Origin of the sequence: Cryobacterium sp. Y50, from assembly GCF_002929805.1 — a bacterium.
In the GTDB taxonomy this organism is placed as follows: Bacteria; Actinomycetota; Actinomycetes; order Actinomycetales; family Microbacteriaceae; genus Cryobacterium.
Window position 1 is genome coordinate 59,994 of the sequence record NZ_PJJM01000100.1, and the last position, 18,449, is coordinate 78,442.

23 protein-coding genes, 1 tRNA gene and 1 other RNA gene are annotated in these 18,449 nt (G+C 65.9%); 10 read left to right on the top strand and 15 right to left on the bottom strand.

The window, feature by feature from the left end:
- Positions 1 to 97: 97 nt before the first annotated feature.
- An RNA gene (gene ffs / locus CXY73_RS15900) (signal recognition particle sRNA small type) lies at positions 98 to 194 on the bottom strand.
- Between the two features lie 108 nt (positions 195 to 302).
- Between ffs and CXY73_RS15905 the strand changes: the two genes are divergently transcribed.
- Positions 303 to 387, top strand: a tRNA-Ser gene (locus CXY73_RS15905).
- Between the two features lie 119 nt (positions 388 to 506).
- On the opposite strand, the gene CXY73_RS15910 is transcribed toward CXY73_RS15905, so the two are convergent.
- The 9 genes from CXY73_RS15910 to CXY73_RS15945 all read right to left on the bottom strand — a co-directional run bounded on the left by CXY73_RS15910 (position 507) and on the right by CXY73_RS15945 (position 7,253).
- Positions 507 to 1,019 carry a DinB family protein gene (locus tag CXY73_RS15910; RefSeq protein ID WP_104134289.1) on the bottom strand — a complete coding sequence of 171 codons (513 nt, stop codon included), beginning with the start codon at positions 1,017 to 1,019 and terminating at the stop codon, positions 507 to 509.
- A gap of 173 nt (positions 1,020 to 1,192) precedes the next feature.
- Complete coding sequence (locus CXY73_RS15915) at positions 1,193 to 1,693, bottom strand: hypothetical protein (RefSeq protein WP_104134288.1); 501 nt, start codon at positions 1,691 to 1,693, stop codon at positions 1,193 to 1,195.
- Positions 1,690 to 3,438, bottom strand: a complete 1,749-nt coding sequence (locus CXY73_RS15920; RefSeq protein WP_104178247.1) for a hypothetical protein — start codon at positions 3,436 to 3,438, stop codon at positions 1,690 to 1,692. The genes CXY73_RS15915 and CXY73_RS15920 overlap by 4 nt, the downstream gene beginning before the upstream one ends.
- A gap of 2 nt (positions 3,439 to 3,440) precedes the next feature.
- Positions 3,441 to 3,719, bottom strand: a complete 279-nt coding sequence (locus tag CXY73_RS15925; RefSeq protein ID WP_146071785.1) for a hypothetical protein — start codon at positions 3,717 to 3,719, stop codon at positions 3,441 to 3,443.
- Between the two features lie 41 nt (positions 3,720 to 3,760).
- Positions 3,761 to 5,014, bottom strand: a complete 1,254-nt coding sequence (locus CXY73_RS15930) for a sulfate/molybdate ABC transporter ATP-binding protein (protein WP_104178248.1) — start codon at positions 5,012 to 5,014, stop codon at positions 3,761 to 3,763.
- Positions 5,011 to 5,175 (bottom strand): hypothetical protein, encoded by a 165-nt coding sequence (locus CXY73_RS22060; RefSeq protein ID WP_158254147.1) that lies wholly within the window; start codon positions 5,173 to 5,175, stop codon positions 5,011 to 5,013. Before CXY73_RS22060 ends, CXY73_RS15930 begins: the two co-directional genes overlap by 4 nt.
- Positions 5,172 to 5,954 (bottom strand): ABC transporter permease, encoded by a 783-nt coding sequence (locus CXY73_RS15935; protein ID WP_104134300.1) that lies wholly within the window; start codon positions 5,952 to 5,954, stop codon positions 5,172 to 5,174. The genes CXY73_RS22060 and CXY73_RS15935 overlap by 4 nt, the downstream gene beginning before the upstream one ends.
- A 148-nt stretch (positions 5,955 to 6,102) precedes the next feature.
- Positions 6,103 to 6,852 (bottom strand): molybdate ABC transporter substrate-binding protein, encoded by a 750-nt coding sequence (gene modA / locus CXY73_RS15940; protein WP_104134284.1) that lies wholly within the window; start codon positions 6,850 to 6,852, stop codon positions 6,103 to 6,105.
- Positions 6,849 to 7,253: a molybdopterin-binding protein gene (locus tag CXY73_RS15945; RefSeq protein ID WP_104178249.1), complete on the bottom strand. Its 405-nt coding sequence runs from the start codon at positions 7,251 to 7,253 to the stop codon at positions 6,849 to 6,851. Before CXY73_RS15945 ends, modA begins: the two co-directional genes overlap by 4 nt.
- Before the next feature lie 250 nt (positions 7,254 to 7,503).
- Between CXY73_RS15945 and CXY73_RS15950 the strand changes: the two genes are divergently transcribed.
- On the top strand, positions 7,504 to 8,796 hold the full coding sequence (locus tag CXY73_RS15950) for a ThiF family adenylyltransferase (RefSeq protein ID WP_104178250.1): 1,293 nt from the start codon (positions 7,504 to 7,506) through the stop codon (positions 8,794 to 8,796).
- Between the two features lie 54 nt (positions 8,797 to 8,850).
- Here the strand turns inward: CXY73_RS15950 and CXY73_RS22935 are convergent, their stop codons facing one another.
- Positions 8,851 to 8,994, bottom strand: coding sequence for a hypothetical protein (locus CXY73_RS22935; RefSeq protein ID WP_233198388.1), 144 nt, complete (start codon positions 8,992 to 8,994; stop codon positions 8,851 to 8,853).
- On the opposite strand from CXY73_RS22935, the gene glp reads away from it, so the two are divergent.
- The 5 genes from glp to CXY73_RS15975 all read left to right on the top strand — a co-directional run bounded on the left by glp (position 8,977) and on the right by CXY73_RS15975 (position 12,357).
- Positions 8,977 to 10,338: a gephyrin-like molybdotransferase Glp gene (gene glp, locus CXY73_RS15955; RefSeq protein ID WP_233198389.1), complete on the top strand. Its 1,362-nt coding sequence runs from the start codon at positions 8,977 to 8,979 to the stop codon at positions 10,336 to 10,338. The two genes, CXY73_RS22935 and glp, sit on opposite strands and share 18 nt — an antisense overlap.
- Positions 10,335 to 10,850, top strand: a complete 516-nt coding sequence (moaC, locus tag CXY73_RS15960; protein WP_233198390.1) for a cyclic pyranopterin monophosphate synthase MoaC — start codon at positions 10,335 to 10,337, stop codon at positions 10,848 to 10,850. Before glp ends, moaC begins: the two co-directional genes overlap by 4 nt.
- 102 nt (positions 10,851 to 10,952) lie before the next feature.
- Positions 10,953 to 11,840, top strand: coding sequence for a molybdenum cofactor guanylyltransferase (locus CXY73_RS15965; RefSeq protein WP_104178252.1), 888 nt, complete (start codon positions 10,953 to 10,955; stop codon positions 11,838 to 11,840).
- Between the two features lie 5 nt (positions 11,841 to 11,845).
- A complete protein-coding gene (locus CXY73_RS15970) occupies positions 11,846 to 12,118 on the top strand; it encodes a DUF6457 domain-containing protein (RefSeq protein ID WP_104134279.1) in 273 nt (90 codons plus the stop codon).
- The gene (locus CXY73_RS15975; protein WP_104134278.1) at positions 12,118 to 12,357 is read left to right on the top strand and encodes a MoaD/ThiS family protein; all 240 of its coding nucleotides are present in this window, start codon (positions 12,118 to 12,120) and stop codon (positions 12,355 to 12,357) included. The genes CXY73_RS15970 and CXY73_RS15975 overlap by 1 nt, the downstream gene beginning before the upstream one ends.
- A 111-nt stretch (positions 12,358 to 12,468) precedes the next feature.
- Here the strand turns inward: CXY73_RS15975 and CXY73_RS15980 are convergent, their stop codons facing one another.
- Entirely contained in the window at positions 12,469 to 12,945 is a 477-nt protein-coding gene (locus tag CXY73_RS15980; protein WP_104134277.1) for a molybdenum cofactor biosynthesis protein MoaE, read from the bottom strand.
- Entirely contained in the window at positions 12,945 to 13,559 is a 615-nt protein-coding gene (locus CXY73_RS15985; protein WP_104178253.1) for a MogA/MoaB family molybdenum cofactor biosynthesis protein, read from the bottom strand. Before CXY73_RS15985 ends, CXY73_RS15980 begins: the two co-directional genes overlap by 1 nt.
- 93 nt (positions 13,560 to 13,652) lie before the next feature.
- Here CXY73_RS15985 and CXY73_RS15990 point away from each other — a divergent pair, with 93 nt between their 5' ends.
- The 3 genes from CXY73_RS15990 (at position 13,653) to CXY73_RS15995 (ending at position 15,709) form a co-directional block, all read left to right on the top strand.
- Positions 13,653 to 14,978, top strand: coding sequence for an MFS transporter (locus CXY73_RS15990; protein ID WP_104178254.1), 1,326 nt, complete (start codon positions 13,653 to 13,655; stop codon positions 14,976 to 14,978).
- Between the two features lie 79 nt (positions 14,979 to 15,057).
- Positions 15,058 to 15,204, top strand: a complete 147-nt coding sequence (locus CXY73_RS22380) for a hypothetical protein (protein ID WP_199185404.1) — start codon at positions 15,058 to 15,060, stop codon at positions 15,202 to 15,204.
- A gap of 193 nt (positions 15,205 to 15,397) precedes the next feature.
- On the top strand, positions 15,398 to 15,709 hold the full coding sequence (locus CXY73_RS15995) for an oxidoreductase C-terminal domain-containing protein (protein ID WP_233198391.1): 312 nt from the start codon (positions 15,398 to 15,400) through the stop codon (positions 15,707 to 15,709).
- A 129-nt stretch (positions 15,710 to 15,838) separates the two neighbouring features.
- Here CXY73_RS15995 and CXY73_RS16000 read toward each other — a convergent pair whose 3' ends face one another.
- Positions 15,839 to 17,245, bottom strand: coding sequence for a dicarboxylate/amino acid:cation symporter (locus CXY73_RS16000; RefSeq protein ID WP_104178255.1), 1,407 nt, complete (start codon positions 17,243 to 17,245; stop codon positions 15,839 to 15,841).
- Between the two features lie 430 nt (positions 17,246 to 17,675).
- Positions 17,676 to 18,434, bottom strand: a complete 759-nt coding sequence (gene narI / locus CXY73_RS16010) for a respiratory nitrate reductase subunit gamma (protein WP_104137884.1) — start codon at positions 18,432 to 18,434, stop codon at positions 17,676 to 17,678.
- Between the last annotated feature and the right edge of the window lie 15 nt (positions 18,435 to 18,449).

Genomic DNA, 18,449 nt, shown 5'->3' on the forward strand with positions numbered 1-18,449 from the left:
CAATGGGGGCCAAGAATTCATACGATCTGCGCGCGAAAGAGGTTGCCACGCAGGTACCGAAGCAACCGTTTACCCGCTTTCGCGGCCGTGTGGGCATAGAAAAGACTCCTCGCGCACCCGCCAGAGCCCGGTTACCCTTGCTACGTTTCCGTCCTGGGGGAATTGGCCGAGATGGCGCCACGCGAGGAGCCGACCCTTAGTTTAGGGCACGCGACGAGACTGCACCAACCGAAGGTGGCGGCAGCATCTGCTAGGAACAGGTAAGATTCTGTGGTGCCGTTGCTTTATTGAAACGGCGGCCAGGAGAATTCGCCTAGTGGCCTATGGCGCACGCTTGGAAAGCGTGTTGGGTGAAAGCCCTCGGGGGTTCGAATCCCCCATTCTCCGCAAGTACCAACGCAGCGTGTCGGGTGACGCACGACACCCATTCGCGGGGTTCGAATCCCCCATTCTCCGCCAAGGTTCCCTGATTCACGGGGCCGGCTTTCTCAGACAGCCAGCAAACGCTAACCGGCAGCGCGGTCGGCCAGGCCTCGCACGAAGGCGGCCTGGCCGGCGTGCTGCAGGTCGTCGGAGAGCACGCTCGCGAGGCGCACGCCGACGGTGACCGCGGGGGTCCAGGAATCGTCGATGACCCGGTCGAGATCGGCCTCGGCGAGGGTGCCCAGGTATGCCACGGTCGCGGTGTGCACGGCGTCGTAGTAGCCGCCGAGCAGCTCGGCGTCGGCGCGAACGGCCGCGACATCGGCCGAGGTGTGTCCATAGCCGGTGGCCGTCGGCCCGAACGGAAGGTCGAATCGTTCGACCCAGCCCTGGCCGGTGTACACCTGCGCGGTGCCCGCGAGGTCGGCGAGGTGGTCGTCCTGCACGCGGGACAGGTGCCAGGTGAGCCAGGCGATGGTGTTGGTGTCAGCATCCGCTCGAAAAGTCAGTGTGGCGACGGACGCACCCTTGAGGGTCTTGCGCACGGTGCCCTGGATGCGGGTGAATTCTTCGATCAGCAATTCAGACGGGGTCATAAATCTCCTTGGTCGGTTCTGCCACCGTACTCCCGCGCTACGCCGTGATGCTGTTGTAATAAGTATTTAGCCGACGGATACCGCCTGTCTTCCAGCTCGAAACACTGCGGGAATAAGCTGACATTTCACTAGTCATTTCCTCCCTGCAGGCCCTTGTTGGAGTTGGCTCCTGCTCAGTACTTCATGCCGGGCTTCGTACCGCCCTCCAACTCAAAACACGGCGAAAACGAGTCGATTTTCAGTTCGGTGCCGGGAGCCCAGATCGCCGCGCTGTAGGAGTCTCCCTGAGTGCCGGTCATATCCACACGCGGCGCCCCCTGCCTGGTCGTGAGCCTCTTCACGACAACACCGTCTTTCTGCTCCCAGGCAGAGGCGATGACTTCGATCAGGGCCTCCGCATCAACATCACCGGTCAGAGTGACCGTCGTTAGACCAGGCCACGACAACCGGCCATCCGCGCAGCCGAACAAATACGTCATCTGCAACTGGGACTGGTCGCCCACATTCTCGGGAGGAACGAGTGCAGCCGTCTCGTCCTCCATCGCCATCGCGATTCCCTTAGCTGTTTGTAGATCCATGGTCGTCTCACTTCCCTGATTCGGCGCACATGCTGCAAGCCCAACAGAGAGAGCGATCATTCCGATAAAAGCCGCCATTTTTCCCTGCGCAATCATTCGTAGATCAGCTCCTGAAGATCTCTGAGGACCTCTCGATTGTTCACGTCGTCGGTTGCGACGAGGTTGTGGTTATCCATCGGCACGCTCGGGTTCACTGTAAAGGTCCCGTTCCCATCCACCGAATACAAGGGCTTCGGTCCCTGATAGTAGGGCTCGGCGTGAAAGGCTTCACTCGAGCGAGGGTTGTTCCCGTCGCCGACGACACCAAGGTCTTGTGCCGACTGCAAAATATCCTGATACGAAAAATCGGTGTAAGTGGTCCTGGGGCTAGGCGTCCAGTCTTTGGGCATCCATGCTCCGGACAACGAGACAACCGAGTCGTAGTGGGCTCCGGCGACTTCTGCCGAGGTGATGTTGGCAAGCCCCCAGCTATGACCGATGGCTGTCGATGTGGCGTCAGCGAGCAAGTGGTCGAAGTTCAGACCCGTCTCGAAATCAGCAAGAATCGGGCCGGTCCGTTCGGTGAAAGCTGCGGAATTCGCATCCGCTATTCCCACCGGCGTCCGCAATGCCGACTCACCGAAGTAGCCGATTTTGCCTCCCAAGGGGCCGTCCGAGTCTCCTGGAAAAAGCCCGTCCTTGTAGACGAACGCGACGGTGTCAGGATGACTGACGACGAACCACTGAGACAGTCGTTGAACCGAGCCGTCGTAAAACATGCCCATATTGCTCATGGTACCGGGGACATAGGTGATGCGGTGGCGTGTCTCGAACGACGGCGTTCCCAGCATTTCCACGATCCGCGACCCGTCACGGTCGTAGAGGTACAGCTGGATCAGCCCGTGCTCCGCAGCCTGCAAGTACTCGCGCTCCAGCTCAAGTTCTTTCAGCTTGGCCATGGCCTCGAAATACCCCTCAACGGACTTCAGCGAGTTCAGGACCGTGGCGGATTCGGCGTCGATCTGGGCAATACGAGTACCGGCATTGAGCCGGTTGGCGGCAATACGGGCGAGCGCCGGCAGGCCGTTCAACGATCCAAGCAGCGCTGGAGCGCCGGCGATGAGGGCGAGCCGGGCCGGTTCGGCCAGCTGCTCCCAGCGTTCGGAAACGGTCTCGGGGGTGGTGCCCAGCATCCGCTTGAGCAGACCCGGATCTGTGGCGATCAACACGGCCAGATCGGTCGCCGACAAGGCATTCACTCGGGCGATCAGGTCGTCGACAGACGCCCGGGTCGCCGCGTTCGAGCCGAACCAGGCGGTCGCGCCGAGCACCTGCTCGGACCCGAGGTCGCTCACACAGGCGGCATCGGCGGCACTGCGCCGCGTCGACAACTCCTGCCACAACGAATCGATGGCGGCGATCCGCGCCGTGACCTTCTCGAACGCTTCCTCCCGGCGTGCATCTCGATCAGCAGTGGATATTGCGAAAAGGTTGCTCTGCATCGTGAAGTCGGTGCGCCTCCACTGCAGGTCGTAGAGGTCGCCGTCCGCGGTGGTCCGCTGCGCTTCGAGCAGGCGCTGGTCGCCCTGAATCTCGTCAACTGTGACGGAGTACGTCTCCAGGGCTGCTGCCTGCGCGTCCAGCCCGCGAATCAGTAGATCGATCTCGGGGACCAGGGCCTCGAGGCGCAAAACGAAGGCGTCGCGGGAGACCGCAGTCCACTCGGTGGATTGAGCCTGGGATTGCGCGCCGGTCAGCTGTATTTGCAGGGTGCGGAGGGCATCCGCTTTGCCGGAGCGCAGCCTGGCCTCGGACAGAATTTCGTTCGGCTCGCCCAACCCCGGATTGGCGGCGGTCCACATGGTCAGTTCAGCTTTCGGCCGAGGGTGGAATCGGTCGCGCGGAATTTTTCGGCCACGGTACTGGGAAATTCGCCGAGGGCGGTCAGGACCAGCCCGGCCAGGTCGGCTCGTTCGGTCTGTTGCGAGGTCGCATCGCGCAAGGCTGCCGCGACCGAATCGCTCTGCACTGCGCCCTCTGGCCAGCGAAAAGTCCAGTCAGAAAAACTTAGCTGTGCCGTCGCTCCGGACAGCGTTGCAGTCAGGCCCTCGAGCACGGAATCGGTCACCCGTAGTGCCGGCATCAGCATCCCCCTGCCCCCATCGACGTGCCCCGCATCCGAGCTTAGCGGCGGTAGGCGCTCACTTCGGTGGCTTTGACCGAAAGCCAAACGGTCGAGCCGAGCTGCAGCCCGAGGTCGGCGACCGCGGCGGGGGTGAGTTCGGCGATGACCTCGGGATCGCCGCTCGTGCGCAGGCGCACGCCGCCGCTGCCCGGCTCGATGCCGGTCACGCGGGCGGACCAGACGTTGCGTGGGCTCGCGTGTCGCGGGCGATCCATCTGCACGACAACGGATGCCGGTCGAAAGACGGCCGCGGCGGGCGCGTTCTGCGGACTCGGCGCCCGGGCGGCGGCTGAGGCCTGGGTGCCGAAGGTGGCAGTAGCTTGGATTGGGACGACCGGGGCTTCGGAGTCGAGACCGGCGGGGGCATCGACGGCCAGCGGTGTGGCGGGTGAAGCGGGCGTGGGGCCGACCGAGGCGAGGTCGCCGGCATCCGCTGGCCGCACCCAGAAGACGCGGCCGTCGGGGGCGACGACCGCCCCGTTCTGCGTGGTGCCGACGACAAGGTTGACGCCGGCGAGGGCTGCGACGAACGGGTTGCGCGGGGCGGCGAGCACCGCGGCGGTCGTGCCCTCGTCGATGAGAGCGCCGTCGTGCAGCACGGCGACGCGATTCGCGAGCACGACCGCGTCGACGATGTCGTGGGTGACGATGATGGCGCTCGTGCTGGTGTCGGCAAGCTGCTCGCGGATGAGTTGGCGCATGAGCGGCGCGGTTTCGGCGTCGAGGGTGGCCATCGGCTCATCGAGCAATAGCAGGCGTGGGCCGGCAGCGAGCGCGCGGGCGAGGGCCACGCGCTGCTGCTGCCCGCCGGAGAGGGAACCGGGTTTGCTCTCGCCGAAGCTGTGCAGACCGACGCGGTCGAGCCAGCGGTCGGCCTGTTTTCGGGACTCGGCGGCGTTCAGGTGCGCTTCGCCGACGCGCAGGGCGAAAGCAATATTGTTGCGAGCGCTGAGGTGCGGAAAGAGCAGAGGCTCCTGCCCGAGGAGCCCGATGGCCCTGTTTTCCGCCGTCACGAATCGGCCGGGCGCGGTGAGGACTGCACCGTCGATCGTGACGGTTCCGGAGTCGGGTGTGGCGAGGCCGGCGAGCAGTTCGAGTACGGTCGACTTGCCTGCGCCATTCGGGCCAAGCAGGGCGAGCACGTCGCCCGGTGCGAGGGCGAGCTGAACGTCGAGCGTGAACGAGCCGCGGGTGAGCTGAAGGTTGGCAGCGAGGAGGTCGTTGGCGGCGGATTTCCAGAGGGCGGGGGTCATGAGAGCGGGCTCCGGGTCGGGGCGTTGGCGAGGCCCGGTAGCCACGGGCAGGTGAACCCGCGCACGGAGTCCGCCGGTCTGCTCGCGGTAGAAGAGTGGATCGCGCTCTGCGGGACGGTGGCGTTGGCGCGACAGCGGGCATCCGTTTTTAGGATGGTCATGAGAGCACGCTCGCGCGGCGGGTGCCAACCAGCACAAGAATAATCACGGCGACCGCGATCAGCAGCAGCGACAGGGCGACGGCCTGGTCAGTCGTCACGCCCGAGCCGTTAAAGGCGGTGTAGATGGCGAGGGGCATGGTACGGGTGACTCCGGCCTGGTTGCCGGCGAACAGGGCCGTCGCGCCGAACTCGCCGAGCGCGCGGGCAAAGCTCAAAACGGTGCCTGCAAGCAGCCCGGGGCCCACGAGCGGCAGGGTGATGCGGGCGAAGACGGTGCCACGATGGGCGCCGAGGGTTGCAGCGACCCGTTCGAAGCGGGTGCCGGCGGTGCGCAACGCGCCCTCGACGGCGATCACGAGGAAAGGCAGGGCCACGAAGGTCTGCGCCAGGACGACGGCCGCGGTCGTGAACGGAATGCGCAGCCCGACCAGTTCGAGGGTGCTGCCGAGCACACCCCCACGTCCGAGCAGGGAAAGCAGCGCGATGCCGCCGACCAGCGGCGGCAGCACGAGCGGCACGGTCACAAGCGCGCGCAGCAGGCCCGCCACGCGCGGCTGCGATCGGGCGATGACGACGGCGAGCGGCACGCCGAACAGTAGACAAAGCAGCGTCGAAACGGATGCCGTCGCGAGCGACAGCCCCAGCGGCTGCAGCGCTTCCGGCGAGAGGAGCAGAGCCGGGAGGCCTGGCCAGTCGACCCTGAGCAGCAAGCCGGCGAGCGGCAGCACCAGCAGTCCGAGGCCGATGCTCGCGGGCAGGTAGAGAACGCGCGGGATCATGCCGACCGCCGCCTGTGCGCCGAGCACGGACACCGGTGCGTGACGTGTCGGAGCATTACTTTCCGGGCCCGGGCCCGGAAACTGGGCCCATGATCTGGCGTGGGCCTGGTTGCGTGGGGTTGGCTCGGGCCCGGTCGAAAGAGGAGGCTCACGGAGCGAGAAATCCGTGGGCGGCGAGCACAGACTGCCCCGCAGGCGAGAGCACAAGGTCGACGAAAGCCTGAGCCTCCTCGATGTGTGCGCTGCCTTCCACGACCGCGATCGGATAGCGCCCGATGACCGCATCGGCTCCGGCCGGGGTCAGGCCGTCGATGCGCCCGGGGTTGGCGGCGACATCCGTCGCGTAGACGAGGCCGGCATCCGCTTCGCCGCTGGCGATTTTGGTGACGACAGCCGTCACATTTTGCTCTTCGCTCGCGGGCGTGAGCGTGACTCCGGCGTTGGCGAGCAGGGCAGCGGATGCCGCGCCGCACGGCACCTGCGCCGCGCACAGCACGGTGATCACGCCGGAGCGGGCCAGATCTTCTAAAGTCTCGATCTGCAGCGGGTTGCCGGGGGCGACCGCAATGCGGAGGGTGTTGCCAGCGAACACGGTGGCCGCGCCGGTGAGCCCGGCGTCGGCGAGCGGCTGAAGGTTCTGCTGGTCGGCGCTCGCAAACACGTCGGCGGGGGCGCCGGCGGCAATTTGAGTGGCGAGAGTGGAAGACCCGTCGTAGGTGACGTGCACATCAACGAAGGAGTTCGCGTCTTCGAGCAGGGTGGCGATCTCGTCAAATGCGGGGCCCAGCGAGGCGGCCGCGTAGACGTTGAGGGGCAGCGGCACGGGCCCGGTGTCCGTGACACAGCCGGTGAGAGTGAGCACGGCGAGCGCGGCGAGGACCTGCGGGAGGCGGGTCACGGCATCCGTCCCGGAGTTTCAACAATCACATTGGTAGCCTTGATCACGGCGACACTGAGCGAGCCGACCTCGAGCGCCAGTTCGCGCACGGCCTCACTCGACATGAGCGAGACTATGCGGTGCGGGCCACACTGCAGCTCGACCTGGGCCATGACCGTATCCATGGTGATGGCGGTGACGATACCGACGAAGCGGTTGCGGGCGCTGCGGCCTACGCTTGACGGGTCTGCCGGGGTGCTTGCCTGGTCGACGGCGAAGGCGGCGAGCGCAGCTCCGTTGACCACGAGGCGACCGGATGCGTCGGCGTCGGCCGCGAGACGGCCACCGTCGACCCAACGGCGCACAGTGTCGTCGCTGACGCCGAGCAGCTCGGCGGCCTCACTGATCCGATATTGCGTCATGAATTGCACGATAGCACCGCATCTGCGGTTTTGACCCACTGCTTTGTTCTCTGTCATCGCGATCGGCCGTGGCCAATTCAGGAAATCCACGTCTCGTGGGTCGAAAACAGCCCGTTCTGGGTCCGATAGCCGACAATTTCCTGAATTAGCCACCGAGTGGCTGTGAGGCATGCGGCGTGCCTGGCGGTTTCGCAAGCCGGCTTGCGGCAAACCGGTGGCCGTGACGTCGCGCAGCGCCTAGCGTTAAGCCATGGCCATTCCTCCCCTCGTTGAGCCCGTTGACCGCCTCAGCGCATCCGAATCCGTGCGGACCGCTCGCCAGCGCCGCCTCCCCCAGCTGAGCGAACTCGGCCAGCGCCGCCTCGCCAACGCCCGGGTGCTCGTGCTCGGCGCCGGTGGACTCGGCTCCCCCGCGCTGCTCTACCTCGCGGCAGCGGGCGTCGGCACCATTGGCATCGTCGACGGCGACGACGTGGAACCGAGCAACCTCCAGCGCCAGATCGTCCACGGTCAAACGGATGTCGGCCGCCCCAAGGTGGACAGCGCCGCGGAACGCATCGCCGAGATCGCCCCGGAAACCACCGTCGTTCGGCACGCCCAGCGCCTGGTAACGGGTAACGCGGCCGAGATCATCGGCGGCTATGACGTGGTCATCGACGGCACCGACAACTTTCCGACCCGGTTCCTCGTGAACGACACCTGCGCGCGGCTCGGGCTGCCGCTGGTGTGGGCATCCGTTTTGCGATTCGATGCTCAGCTCTCGGTGTTCTGGGCCACGCCTCCGGCGGGCTCGGGCATCACCGGAGTGCACCTGCGCGACCTGTTTCCAACGCCGCCGGCCGACGGCGAGGTTCCCAACTGCGCCGATGCCGGAGTGCTCGGCGCTCTCTGTGGCCAGGTCGGATCGCTCATGGCGACCGAAACTATCAAGCTAATCACCGGAATCGGCTCCCCACTGATCGGCCGGGTGCTCGTGATCGATGCCCTGTCAGGCCGCTTCAGTGAGATTCCGCTGGTCGGAACCGGCATTGCCGCCGAACCGACCGCTGCCGAGCGCGCGACAGAGAATACCGCCCGCGTCGCCGCAGAGAACACCGCCGAGGTTTCCGGTGCCGAACTCGTCGAACGCCTCGAAGCCCAACGCGACGGAATCGACAACTTTCTCGTGCTGGACGTTCGCGAGCCGAACGAGAACGCCGAAAGTTCCATTCCGACGGCCCAGCTCCTGCCACTCGGCGAGCTCCTGACCGACGGAGTACTCTCCGACACCGGCCGGGCGGCCCTCCCGGAGGACACCCCGCTGATCGTGCACTGCCACGCCGGTGGGCGAGCCGCCCGCGCTGCTGCCGCGCTGCGCGAGGCCGGATTCACCGACGTCTCCGTGCTCACCGGTGGGATCGTGGCCTGGGACGACCTCGTCACGGCCGGACGCGCGACCGGCATCGGCAGCCGATGGCCGTCCCTCGAGCCGACTCCGACCGGGAGGCACGCGTCGGCCCGGGACGACACCGGCAGCGCGGGCCAGACCGACAGTCTCGCCTAGCCGATGACCGAGACGAATCTGCCTGACGGTTCCGCACGCGACGCATCGCCCTTGTCAGACGAACACGATGTGCTCGGCGGGGAACCGTCCGAGGTTCGATGTGCGCACGCCGGCGGCGCACACGAAGATGAACATGGGCATACGCATGATGCTCACCGCGACGACACCGCCGATGCGACCGTGAACGAAAATGGGCACAGGCACGACCACGTCCACGCGCATTCCGAAAGAACGGATGCCTGTGCGCCGGCCGCATCCGCTCGCACCGTTACCGATCAACTCGCGGTCATTCTGGCCGACGTGAAGCCGATGGTGCCGGTGCGCGTGTCGCTCGACGCCGCGCGCGGCCTGGTGCTCGCCGAAGACGTGCTTTCAGCGACCGATACTCCTCCCTTCGACAACTCCGCCATGGACGGCTACGCCGTGATCCGCGCGGATCTGCTCGGCGCCTCCGCGCAGAACCCGATTATGCTGCCCGTCGTCGCCGATTTGGCCGCCGGCACCGCCGAGAATCCGCGCCTGGTGCCCGGGCAGGTCGCGCGCATCATGACGGGCGCGCCCATTCCCGACGGAGCGGATGCCGTCGTCCCGATCGAAGACACCGATCAGGGCACCGATCTGGTCACTGTCGTGCGCGCCCCCGAAACCGCGGCGCACGTACGCCGCGCCGGCGAAGACGCCCACGCTGGGGACCGGGTTCTGAGCGCGGGCAGCGTGCTCTGGCCCACCCGGGTCGCCGCAGCGGCGAGCGCCGGAACCGGCTCGGTGCTGGTGCACCCGGCGCCGCGCGTCGCGGTCATTTCCACCGGCAGCGAACTCGTCACCCCCGGCAGCCCGACCCATCGCGGTCAAATTCCCGACTCCAACTCCTTTCTACTGGCGGCGGCCGTCACCGAAGCCGGCGGCGTTGCCATCCGGGTGGGCGCCGTGCCCGACAACAACGACACGTTGGGCGCGCTGCTCACCGACCTGGCTGGCACGGTCGACGTGATCGTGCTCTCCGGCGGTGTCAGCGTCGGAGCGTACGACGTGGTCAAAGCCGTGCTTCAGCCGCTCGGAACCGTGCACTTCGGACCGGTCAAGATGCAACCCGGCAAGCCACAAGGGTTCGGACGCTGGCCCGCCACAGGAAACGTGCCCGGACCGCTCATCTTCGCCCTGCCCGGCAACCCGGTCAGCGCCTTTGTGTCTTTTGAGGTGTTCGTGCGCCCCGCGCTGCGCCGCCTGCTCGGCCACCCGGAGCTGCACCGCCGCACCATCACGGCGACCGTCGCCGACGGTTGGAAGTCCCCGCCTGGACGCGCCCAGTACATGCCCGTCATCGTCACGCACCGTACCGATTCCGGCACCGCGACCGGTGCTGGCACCGGCACCGGCGGCACCCGAGACGGCGCCCAGATCGAGGTGCGCCCGGCCTCCCGCGGCGGGTCGGGTTCACACCTCGTCGCCGGCCTGGCGCAGGCAACTGGTCTTGCCGTCGTGTCCGAAGACACGACTCACGTTCGCGGAGGCGACCTCATCACTGTCATGCTGACATCATGACGCACACCACCGACATGCCCGACGCGGCAGTGCCCGCCCAGCCATTCACCCACCTCGACTCGGCCGGACAAGCCCGGATGGTCGACGTCACCAACAAGGTTCCGACCGTGCGCAGCGCCACCGCGGCGGGCTTCGTGCGCTGCAGTGCCAGGGTGATCGCGGCGCTCCGCGATGGCACTGCGCCCAAGGGCGATGTGCTCGCCGTGGCCCGCATCGCCGGAATCCAGGGCGCTAAAAAGACTGCCGACCTGCTACCCCTCGCACACGTGATCGGCGTGCACGGTGCCGTCGTCGATTTGACGGTCGAGGATGACGGCGTCAGCATCACCGCGACCGTGCGCACCGCCGACCGCACCGGCGTCGAGATGGAGGCGTTCACCGCCGTCTCTGTTGCCGCCCTCGCCGTCGTCGACATGGTCAAGGGCCTCGACAAATCCGTCACAATCGAGAACGTGCGCCTGCTCGCCAAGAGCGGCGGCAAGTCCGGCGACTGGCTGCGCCGCCAAGGCTAAGCGGATGCTCCCTCCCCTGACCGTGCCCGCTACGGATAGCCGCTACGCCGGTTACTGTCGTGCGCAGCCATATTGGACGCGCTCCTGCCAAGGGCACGCCTCATGAATCCACCTCCGTCACTCACCATTGACCTCATCGTGCTCGCGGGCGGGCGCGGCAGCCGTCTCGGTGGCGTGCTCAAACCCGCCGTCGAGGTGGCCGGGCGCACTCTGCTCTCCAGAGTGCTCGACGCCCGACCGGTCGCGCGGTACACCGTCGTCGTCGGCCCGCCCGCCGCACAGCCCGCCGCCGGCACACCTCCGTTCGCGGCACAGCCCGCCGCCGGCACACCTCCGTTCGCCGCGCACCCCGCACCCTCGACATCTGCACCCGCATCTGAACCCGTATCTGAACCCGCACCTGATCTCGGGTCGCCCGCGACCGTGGCTGCAGCGGCCGCACTGCCCGCCGCCGGCTCCGCCACACCCTCCGCGCTGATCTGGGCCCTCGAAGACCCACCCTTCGGCGGACCGGTAGCCGGAATCGCGGCCGGTCTCGCCGCGCTCGCGACCCATAGCGCGGCCCAAGGTGCGACACACGGCGATATGAATATCGAAGCGAACGGAGAGGCGAACGTTGACGAACCGGCCACCTGGCTGCTCGTGCTCGCCTGCGATCTGCCGTGGGGAGCGGATGCTGCGCGCCTGCTGGTCACCGCGGCATCCGCTCTCGAGAAAATCGGTGAACAAACCGACGGCGTGCATCTCACCGACTACACCGGCCACGCCCAGTGGCTCGCCGGAATCTACCGGGCGCCCGCCCTGCGCGCGGCCGTAGACCGCCTCGGCGATCGCGTCAACGGCGCCAGCATGCGCGACCTGCTGTCGGGGCTGAAGCTCATGGGGTTGATGGACGAATCCGAAACCGGGGTCGACGTCGACACGTGGCAGGATGTTGATAGCAGCACCGCGCGTTTGACCGGTGTACCCGAAGTACGACCCGAGGAGTGACACGAATGAGTTCAGCACCGCTGCCTCCCGAAGCGCTCGACGACTGGCTGACCGCCCTCGCCGACCGGCTCCAGCTCGACCCGGCCGACGTGCCCGTCGGCGACCTGCTCGACGTGGCCCGCGACGTGGCCCACAATGTGGCCCGGCCGGCTGCTCCGCTCAGCACTTTTCTGATCGGCCTCGCCGCCGCGAAAAATGGTGGTACCAGTGCCGCCATTGAGGCCGCCTGCGCCGCAGCGAGCAAACTCGCCCGCGACTGGGCTCCCGAGACACTGTGATGGCGAACCTGCGGTTCTTCGCCGGAGCGGCCGAAGCCGCCCAGACCGAAACGGCCACGCTCAATGCTGACACGATCGGCGAACTGCGCACTGAACTCGGCCAACGCTACGGCAGCGAGTTCGTGCGTGTGCTCGGTCTCTGCTCGCTGCTGGTGAACGGCGCCCGTGCCGCCGATGACACCGTCACACTCGCGCCGACCGACACCGTAGACGTACTCCCGCCCTTCGCCGGCGGCTAAACACCAGGGGCTCCGCGCACAGCTGCGGAGAATCACGTCAAGTGACCCGCACCGCAAGCAGCGATTTTCGCAGTTCTGAACGACGCCCGCGAAACAGCGCTGTCGGCGAGGCTATAAACCGACCCAGGAATGGGTTCCGTCGACCTCATACTGCTTCTTCCAGATCGGGACCTCGGCCTTCACTGCCTCGACGAGAGCCTCGCAGGCCGCGAATGCAACGCCCCGGTGTGCGCTCGCGACCGCAGCCACGAGGGCGAGGTCGCCGACCTCGAGGTGTCCGATGCGATGACTGACGGCCAAGACGACAAGCGGATGTTGCGCCCGTACCCTCGCGGCCACCTCGCCAATAACGCGCCCAGCGTCGGGATGCGCGCTGTAGTCGAGGCCTGTGACGCGCCCGACAGCATCGGGATCGTGGTCACGCACCTGTCCGATGAACGTCACCACGGCGCCGTGGGAAACGCCCGAAACGGCCAAAACGTGCTCGGTGACGTCGAGCAGCGCCTCGGTGACCCGAGCAAACCCGAGCGAAGAAGGCCTAAAATCCGGCAGCAATTCCTCGCCGTCGGCTGAAATACCCGCACCCATCAGTGGTCGCCGCCATCGAGCTGGTCGATGACGTGCCGCACCAGCGGCGCCAGAATTGCCACGCCGTCAAGCACCCCGCCCACCGAACCGGGCAGGTTCACGACCAGGGCGCCGTTATTGCCAACCGAATCGGCGATACCGGCGATACCGCGGGAGAGCGCAGCGGTGGGGATCGTCGCAACGCTGATCGCGCGCATCCGCTCGGAAATACCCGGCAGAATCGTGTGCAGCACCGTCGCAGTGCCCTCCGGCGTCAGGTCCCGCGCCGACACACCGGTGCCACCGGTCGTCACGACGAGGCGAGCGCCGTCACCGAGCGCGGCCGAAATGGCACCGGCCACACTCTCGATGCCGTCGGGTACCACGCGAGGCGGCCCGCACGGAATGCCGACTTCGCCGAGCGCATCGACGACGGCCGCGCCGGACCTGTCCTCGCGTTCGCCGCGCGAACAACGATCAGACACGGTTATCACGACGGCCCCGAGTTCGGCCCCAAGTTTGAGGTGAGTTTTCACCGTTCCACAGTACCGCCCTCCGCCCGAGAAGAAACGGATGCCGGCAGCCCCGGACACGGTTCCGACCGGGCCGCCGGCATCCGCTTCAGGACGAATCATTTTTCACGGCGTTTGTGCGATGCGTTGGCACAGGCAAACGAACAAGCTGGCTACTAAGCGAGCCTGCTGCCCGACCAACCAGCCGAGGAAACCATGTCAACCGTCTCACCACCACGCGTCACGTCCACGCTGAAGCCGGACCTCTCGAACTGGGATCCGGAAAACGAAGAGACCTGGGATTCACACCTCGCCTGGCGCACGCTGTGGATCACCACGTTCAGCATGACCCTCGGCTTCGCGGCCTGGTATCTGGTCAGCGCGATCGCTCCGCGGCTGAACGACATCGGTTTCGACCTGAGCACCAGCCAGCTCTACTGGCTCGTCGCGCTGCCCGGCCTGGCCGGTGGCCTGCTGCGCCTCATCTTCATGTTCTTGCCGCCGATTCTCGGCACCCGCATTCTCGTCGCCCTTTCCAGCGCGCTGCTGCTCCTGCCGATGATCGGCTGGACCTTGGTCGCCCGCGACACCTCGACGCCGTACTGGGTACTGCTCGCGCTGTCCTTCGCGGCCGGCATTGGTGGCGGCAGCTTCTCCGGCTTCATGGCTTCGACCAGCTACTTCTTTCCCAAGCGCCTTGCCGGGACAGCACTCGGGCTGCAGGCGGGGCTCGGTAACTTTGGCATCGGACTAATTCAGCTGCTCACCCCATGGGTCGTCGGCTTCGGCCTGCTCGGCACCGCTGTGCTCACCCCGGAGAGCGACTCGAACGGTGAACTGGTCTGGCTGCACAACGGTGGTCTCGTACTCATCCCCTGGGTGCTGCTCGCGGTCGCGCTGGCGCTGGCCTTTTTACGTAAAGTGCCGATCAAAGCCAACTTTCGGCAGCAGATGGACATTTTCAAGGTCAAGCACACCTGGATCATGACGCTCATCTACCTCATGAGTTTCGGCGCGTTCAGCGGGCTGGCCGCCCAAATGGGCCTCATCATCCTCAACGTCTACGGTGATTTTCCCGATGCGCCCAACCCGCTCGCCTTCGCCTTCATCGGCCCGGTCGTTGGCGCCCTGGTGCGTGCGGCCTCCGGTCCGCTCTGCGACCGGTTCGGCGGTGCGATCTTCACCTTCATCGGCGGCGCGGGCATGGCCGTGGGCACCCTGATCACAGTGTTTTTCCTCACCCCTACCAGCGTCGATGAGTTCAAGGGCTTTCTCACCGGCATGATCATCATCTTCTTTTTCTCCGGCCTGGCCAACGCCGGAACGTTCAAGCAGATGCCGATGATCTTCCCCAAGCGCCAGGCCGGCGGCGCGATCGGCTGGACAGCCGCGATCGCCGCCTTCGGCCCCTTCATCGTGGGAATGGCCCTCACAGCCATGAGCCCGACCACCTTCTTCATCGGCTGCACGGTATTCTGCGTGCTGTGCACGGGCCTGACCTGGTTCTACTACGCCCGCCCGGGTGCTCCCAACCCGAGCTGACGCTCATCTTCGCCCGAAGCCTCCTTCTCCTCCAGCGGGGGGCTTCGGGTTTTTTCCTGTCGCAGGTCATACTGAAACGATGACAACACACGACGAAACCGACGAATCAATCGGCGGCGACCCGGCCTGCTGGCTCGAACAGGTTTGCCCGGAGTGCGGCGCCTTCGTGCCGGGAGAGCTGCCCGCCCGCTGCTGGCGCTGCGATACCGTCGTCGCGCCGTCGTGACCGCTTGAGCGGGGCATCCACTCTGAAACGGATGCTGCCCCGCCGCCCGCGCAAACCGGCTCCCGTTCTCTCGGAACGGTGCCGCCGGCGGCGAAATCGTGCCAGCCGACATCGTTCTGCTGGCATCGTTCTGAGAGCATCGGCGCGGTTCCAAACGTCGAACTCGCCGAGAAGACCGGGCTCGCGGTCGACAATGGAATCCTGGTCACCGCGAGCCTGCAAACCAGCGATCCCCTACTTCAACACCGACCAGTTCGACCTCGGCATGGAGTGCTCCGGCTTCGGCCCGCTCACTCGCGGCGCCGACCTGATCTACCGGGGCGGCTGGGGCGACTGGGCGGCCGGTGAGTTCATCGTGTTCTGGCAGCAGGCAGGCCGCGTCGTAGCCGGCACGAACGTCAACGTCTGGGATGTCAGCGACGCCGTACAGGCTCTGATTCGTCGAGCTGAGCCGGTCGATCCTGCTCGCCTCTTGGATGAGTCGATCCCACTCAACCAGGTCTAACGCCCCGGCTCCCCCGCCCCCCGACGGTCGACGCACGGGGAACGAGCGATCGAGACCCGCCCAGGATCTCGATCGCTCGCAAGCTCGCGCCTCGACCAACAATCCGCGCCAACGAGCCGCGCCAGCGAGCTAGGCCCGCATGTCTGCCAGTTCGCTTGGCGCTGATTCCGCGGGGTCGTCCGTGAACGGCTGCGCTGTGCGCGGGGCGTTGTAAAGCTTCTCGTTCAACATGCCCTGGCGCTTGGCCACGATTGTCGGCACGAGGGCCTGACCAGCGACGTTGACGGCGGTGCGGCCCATATCGATGATCGGGTCGATGGCCAGCAGCAGGCCAACGCCGGCGAGCGGCAGCCCCAGGGTGGAGAGGGTCAGCGTCAGCATGACGACGGCGCCCGTGGTACCGGCGGTCGCTGCGCTACCCAGCACGGAGACGAGCACGATCAGCAGATACTGGGTGAGGTCCAGCTGGATACCGAAGAACTGGGCGACGAAAATTGCGGCAACGGCCGGATAGATGGCCGCGCAGCCATCCATTTTGGTGGTGGCGCCGAGCGGAACCGCGAAGGATGCATAGGCACGGGGCACACCGAGGTTGCGCTCGGTCACTCGCTGAGTCAGCGGCAGTGTGCCGATCGACGAGCGTGACACGAAGCCGAGCTGAACGGCCGGCCACACGCCGGAGTAGTACTGCTTCACGGACAGCCCGTGAGATTTGATCAGCACAGGATAGACCACGAACAAGACCAGGATGAGACCGATATAAATGGTGACCGCGAACTTACCCAGCGATCCCATGGTGTCCCACCCGTAGACCGCGACGGCGTTACCGATCAGGCCGATCGTGCCGAGCGGCGCGATCCGAATGATCCACCACAGCACCTTTTGAATGACTGCAAGAGCAGATGCGTTCAGATTGAGAAAAGGTTCGGCCGCCTTGCCCACTTTCAACGCCGCGATGCCCACGACAATGGCAATGACCAAAATCTGCAACACGTTGAAGCTGATGTTGGTGGTCGCGCTTGCGTCGACGACGCTCGTGCTTGCACCGAGACCGAGAAAGTTCTTCGGGAACAGCCCGGTCAGGAACGCCCACCAGTCACCGGTCTTTCCGGAGTATTCGGCATCCACTGCCATGCCGGTACCAGCTCCCGGCCGAATCAGCACGCCGAGGCCTATGCCGATCAGAACGGCGATCAGTGCCGTGATGGCGAACCAGAGCAGTGTGTTCCAGGCCAGCTTCGCAGCGTTGGACACCTGGCGGAGATTGGCAATAGAACTGACGACGGCCGTGAAGATGAGCGGGACGACAGCCGCCTGCAGCAGCGAGACATAGCTGGACCCGATGATCTTCAGTGTGACTCCGAGGCCATTCGGGTTTGCTTCTGTGCTACCGGTGTATTTTGCAAGCAGTCCGAGACCGAGGCCGATGATGAGCGCGGCGATGATTTGAACGCCGAAGGACTTGACCCACTTGGGGATTCTGCTGGTACTGACGCGAACTGTTGAAGTCACAAGTACGACACTTTCTGTTGTCATGCGGTGTACCGCGCACGCTCGGCCCCCCGGTGCCCCAGGAGCGGGCCGGACCTTGTCAAGAATGGTGTCCGCGTGCGAGCGGCTCTAGGTGCAAGCCAGACCAACGACGCGCTATTCCCCCCTCGCAAGTCGACGCGTGAGCCCCCGTTGGTCGGGGCACGAAGCACGAGCGATCGAAACCCGCCCAGGGATCTCGATCACTCGCCAGGTCGTGCTTCGATCAACGAGCCGGCTACTCCTCGAGGTACCCCGCGAGCACCCGGGCGTGGTTCACGTGCGAGTCCTTAGGCCCCGTAGATCAGGGTTGTGATTCAGGGTTGTGATTCAGGGTTGTGATTCAGGGTTGTGACCCCGCACGGCCACAGCCGATCGACCAACACCCGGCATCCGTCGTCAGTGGATGCCTCCTAGTACACCTGCTTAGTGCGCTTTATTTTCTCGAACGCTCCAGCGGGCGCTCGCTCTTCTCCCAACCGCGACGCGGCGGGCGGGCCCCGGCACCACGGGGGTCGTCGCGCGAACGGTAGACGACGTAGGGACGAACGAGGTAGCCGAGCGGCGCCGAGAACACATGCACCAGCCGGGTGAACGGCCAGAGTAGAAACAGTGCCGTCGCCGTGAGCACGTGCAGCTGAAAGAAGAACGGCACGTCGCTCATGAGCGAGGGATCAGGCTGAAAACTATAGAGCGAGCGGATCCACGGCGAAATCGACCCACGATAGTCGTAGCCGCCGCCGAAGATTTGGTACAGCACCGTCGCCGTTGTGCCGAACACGATCGTGCTTGCCAGGAACACATACATGACCTTGTCCATGACCGTCGTGACGAGCAGCACCCGCTTGGTCAGACGCCGGCGGTAGATCAAAATAGCCAGCCCGGCCACCGTGAGTGCCGCCGCGAAGGTTCCCAGCCAGGTCGCCCCGAGGTGGTATAGATGCTCGGTCACCCCGAAGTACTCGAGCCACGACTTCGGGATGAACAGGCCGACGACGTGCCCGCCGATGACCATGAGCATGCCGTAGTGAAACATCGGCGAACCCCAGCGCAGCAGCCGGTTCTCGTAGGTCTGGCTCGATCGCGAAGTCCAGCCGAACTGGTCGTAGCGGTAGCGCAGCAGGTGCCCGACTACAAACACGCCGGAAGCGGCGTAGGGAAAGGCGACCCAGAGCAGGTAATCCCAGGCGGTCATACTCTCAGTACCCAT

Excerpts from the sequence above, each read along its gene's own strand:
- CXY73_RS15975 (WP_104134278.1), top strand. The coding sequence starts at position 12,118 with ATGGCGAACCTGCGGTTCTTCGCCGGAGCGGCCGAAGCCGCCCAGACC.
- CXY73_RS15970 (WP_104134279.1), top strand. The coding sequence starts at position 11,846 with ATGAGTTCAGCACCGCTGCCTCCCGAAGCGCTCGACGACTGGCTGACC.
- CXY73_RS15920 (WP_104178247.1), bottom strand. The coding sequence starts at position 3,438 with ATGTGGACCGCCGCCAATCCGGGGTTGGGCGAGCCGAACGAAATTCTG.
- CXY73_RS15995 (WP_233198391.1), top strand. The coding sequence starts at position 15,398 with ATGGAATCCTGGTCACCGCGAGCCTGCAAACCAGCGATCCCCTACTTC.
- narI (WP_104137884.1), bottom strand. The coding sequence starts at position 18,434 with ATGACCGCCTGGGATTACCTGCTCTGGGTCGCCTTTCCCTACGCCGCT.
- CXY73_RS16000 (WP_104178255.1), bottom strand. The coding sequence starts at position 17,245 with ATGACAACAGAAAGTGTCGTACTTGTGACTTCAACAGTTCGCGTCAGT.
- CXY73_RS15950 (WP_104178250.1), top strand. The coding sequence starts at position 7,504 with ATGGCCATTCCTCCCCTCGTTGAGCCCGTTGACCGCCTCAGCGCATCC.
- CXY73_RS15930 (WP_104178248.1), bottom strand. The coding sequence starts at position 5,014 with ATGACCCCCGCCCTCTGGAAATCCGCCGCCAACGACCTCCTCGCTGCC.
- moaC (WP_233198390.1), top strand. The coding sequence starts at position 10,335 with ATGACGCACACCACCGACATGCCCGACGCGGCAGTGCCCGCCCAGCCA.
- CXY73_RS15990 (WP_104178254.1), top strand. The coding sequence starts at position 13,653 with ATGTCAACCGTCTCACCACCACGCGTCACGTCCACGCTGAAGCCGGAC.
- CXY73_RS22380 (WP_199185404.1), top strand. The coding sequence starts at position 15,058 with ATGACAACACACGACGAAACCGACGAATCAATCGGCGGCGACCCGGCC.
- CXY73_RS22060 (WP_158254147.1), bottom strand. The coding sequence starts at position 5,175 with ATGACCATCCTAAAAACGGATGCCCGCTGTCGCGCCAACGCCACCGTC.
- CXY73_RS15915 (WP_104134288.1), bottom strand. The coding sequence starts at position 1,693 with ATGATTGCGCAGGGAAAAATGGCGGCTTTTATCGGAATGATCGCTCTC.
- CXY73_RS15945 (WP_104178249.1), bottom strand. The coding sequence starts at position 7,253 with ATGACGCAATATCGGATCAGTGAGGCCGCCGAGCTGCTCGGCGTCAGC.
- CXY73_RS15965 (WP_104178252.1), top strand. The coding sequence starts at position 10,953 with ATGAATCCACCTCCGTCACTCACCATTGACCTCATCGTGCTCGCGGGC.
- CXY73_RS15910 (WP_104134289.1), bottom strand. The coding sequence starts at position 1,019 with ATGACCCCGTCTGAATTGCTGATCGAAGAATTCACCCGCATCCAGGGC.
- CXY73_RS15935 (WP_104134300.1), bottom strand. The coding sequence starts at position 5,954 with ATGATCCCGCGCGTTCTCTACCTGCCCGCGAGCATCGGCCTCGGACTG.
- CXY73_RS15985 (WP_104178253.1), bottom strand. The coding sequence starts at position 13,559 with ATGATTCGTCCTGAAGCGGATGCCGGCGGCCCGGTCGGAACCGTGTCC.
- CXY73_RS15925 (WP_146071785.1), bottom strand. The coding sequence starts at position 3,719 with ATGCCGGCACTACGGGTGACCGATTCCGTGCTCGAGGGCCTGACTGCA.
- CXY73_RS15980 (WP_104134277.1), bottom strand. The coding sequence starts at position 12,945 with ATGGGTGCGGGTATTTCAGCCGACGGCGAGGAATTGCTGCCGGATTTT.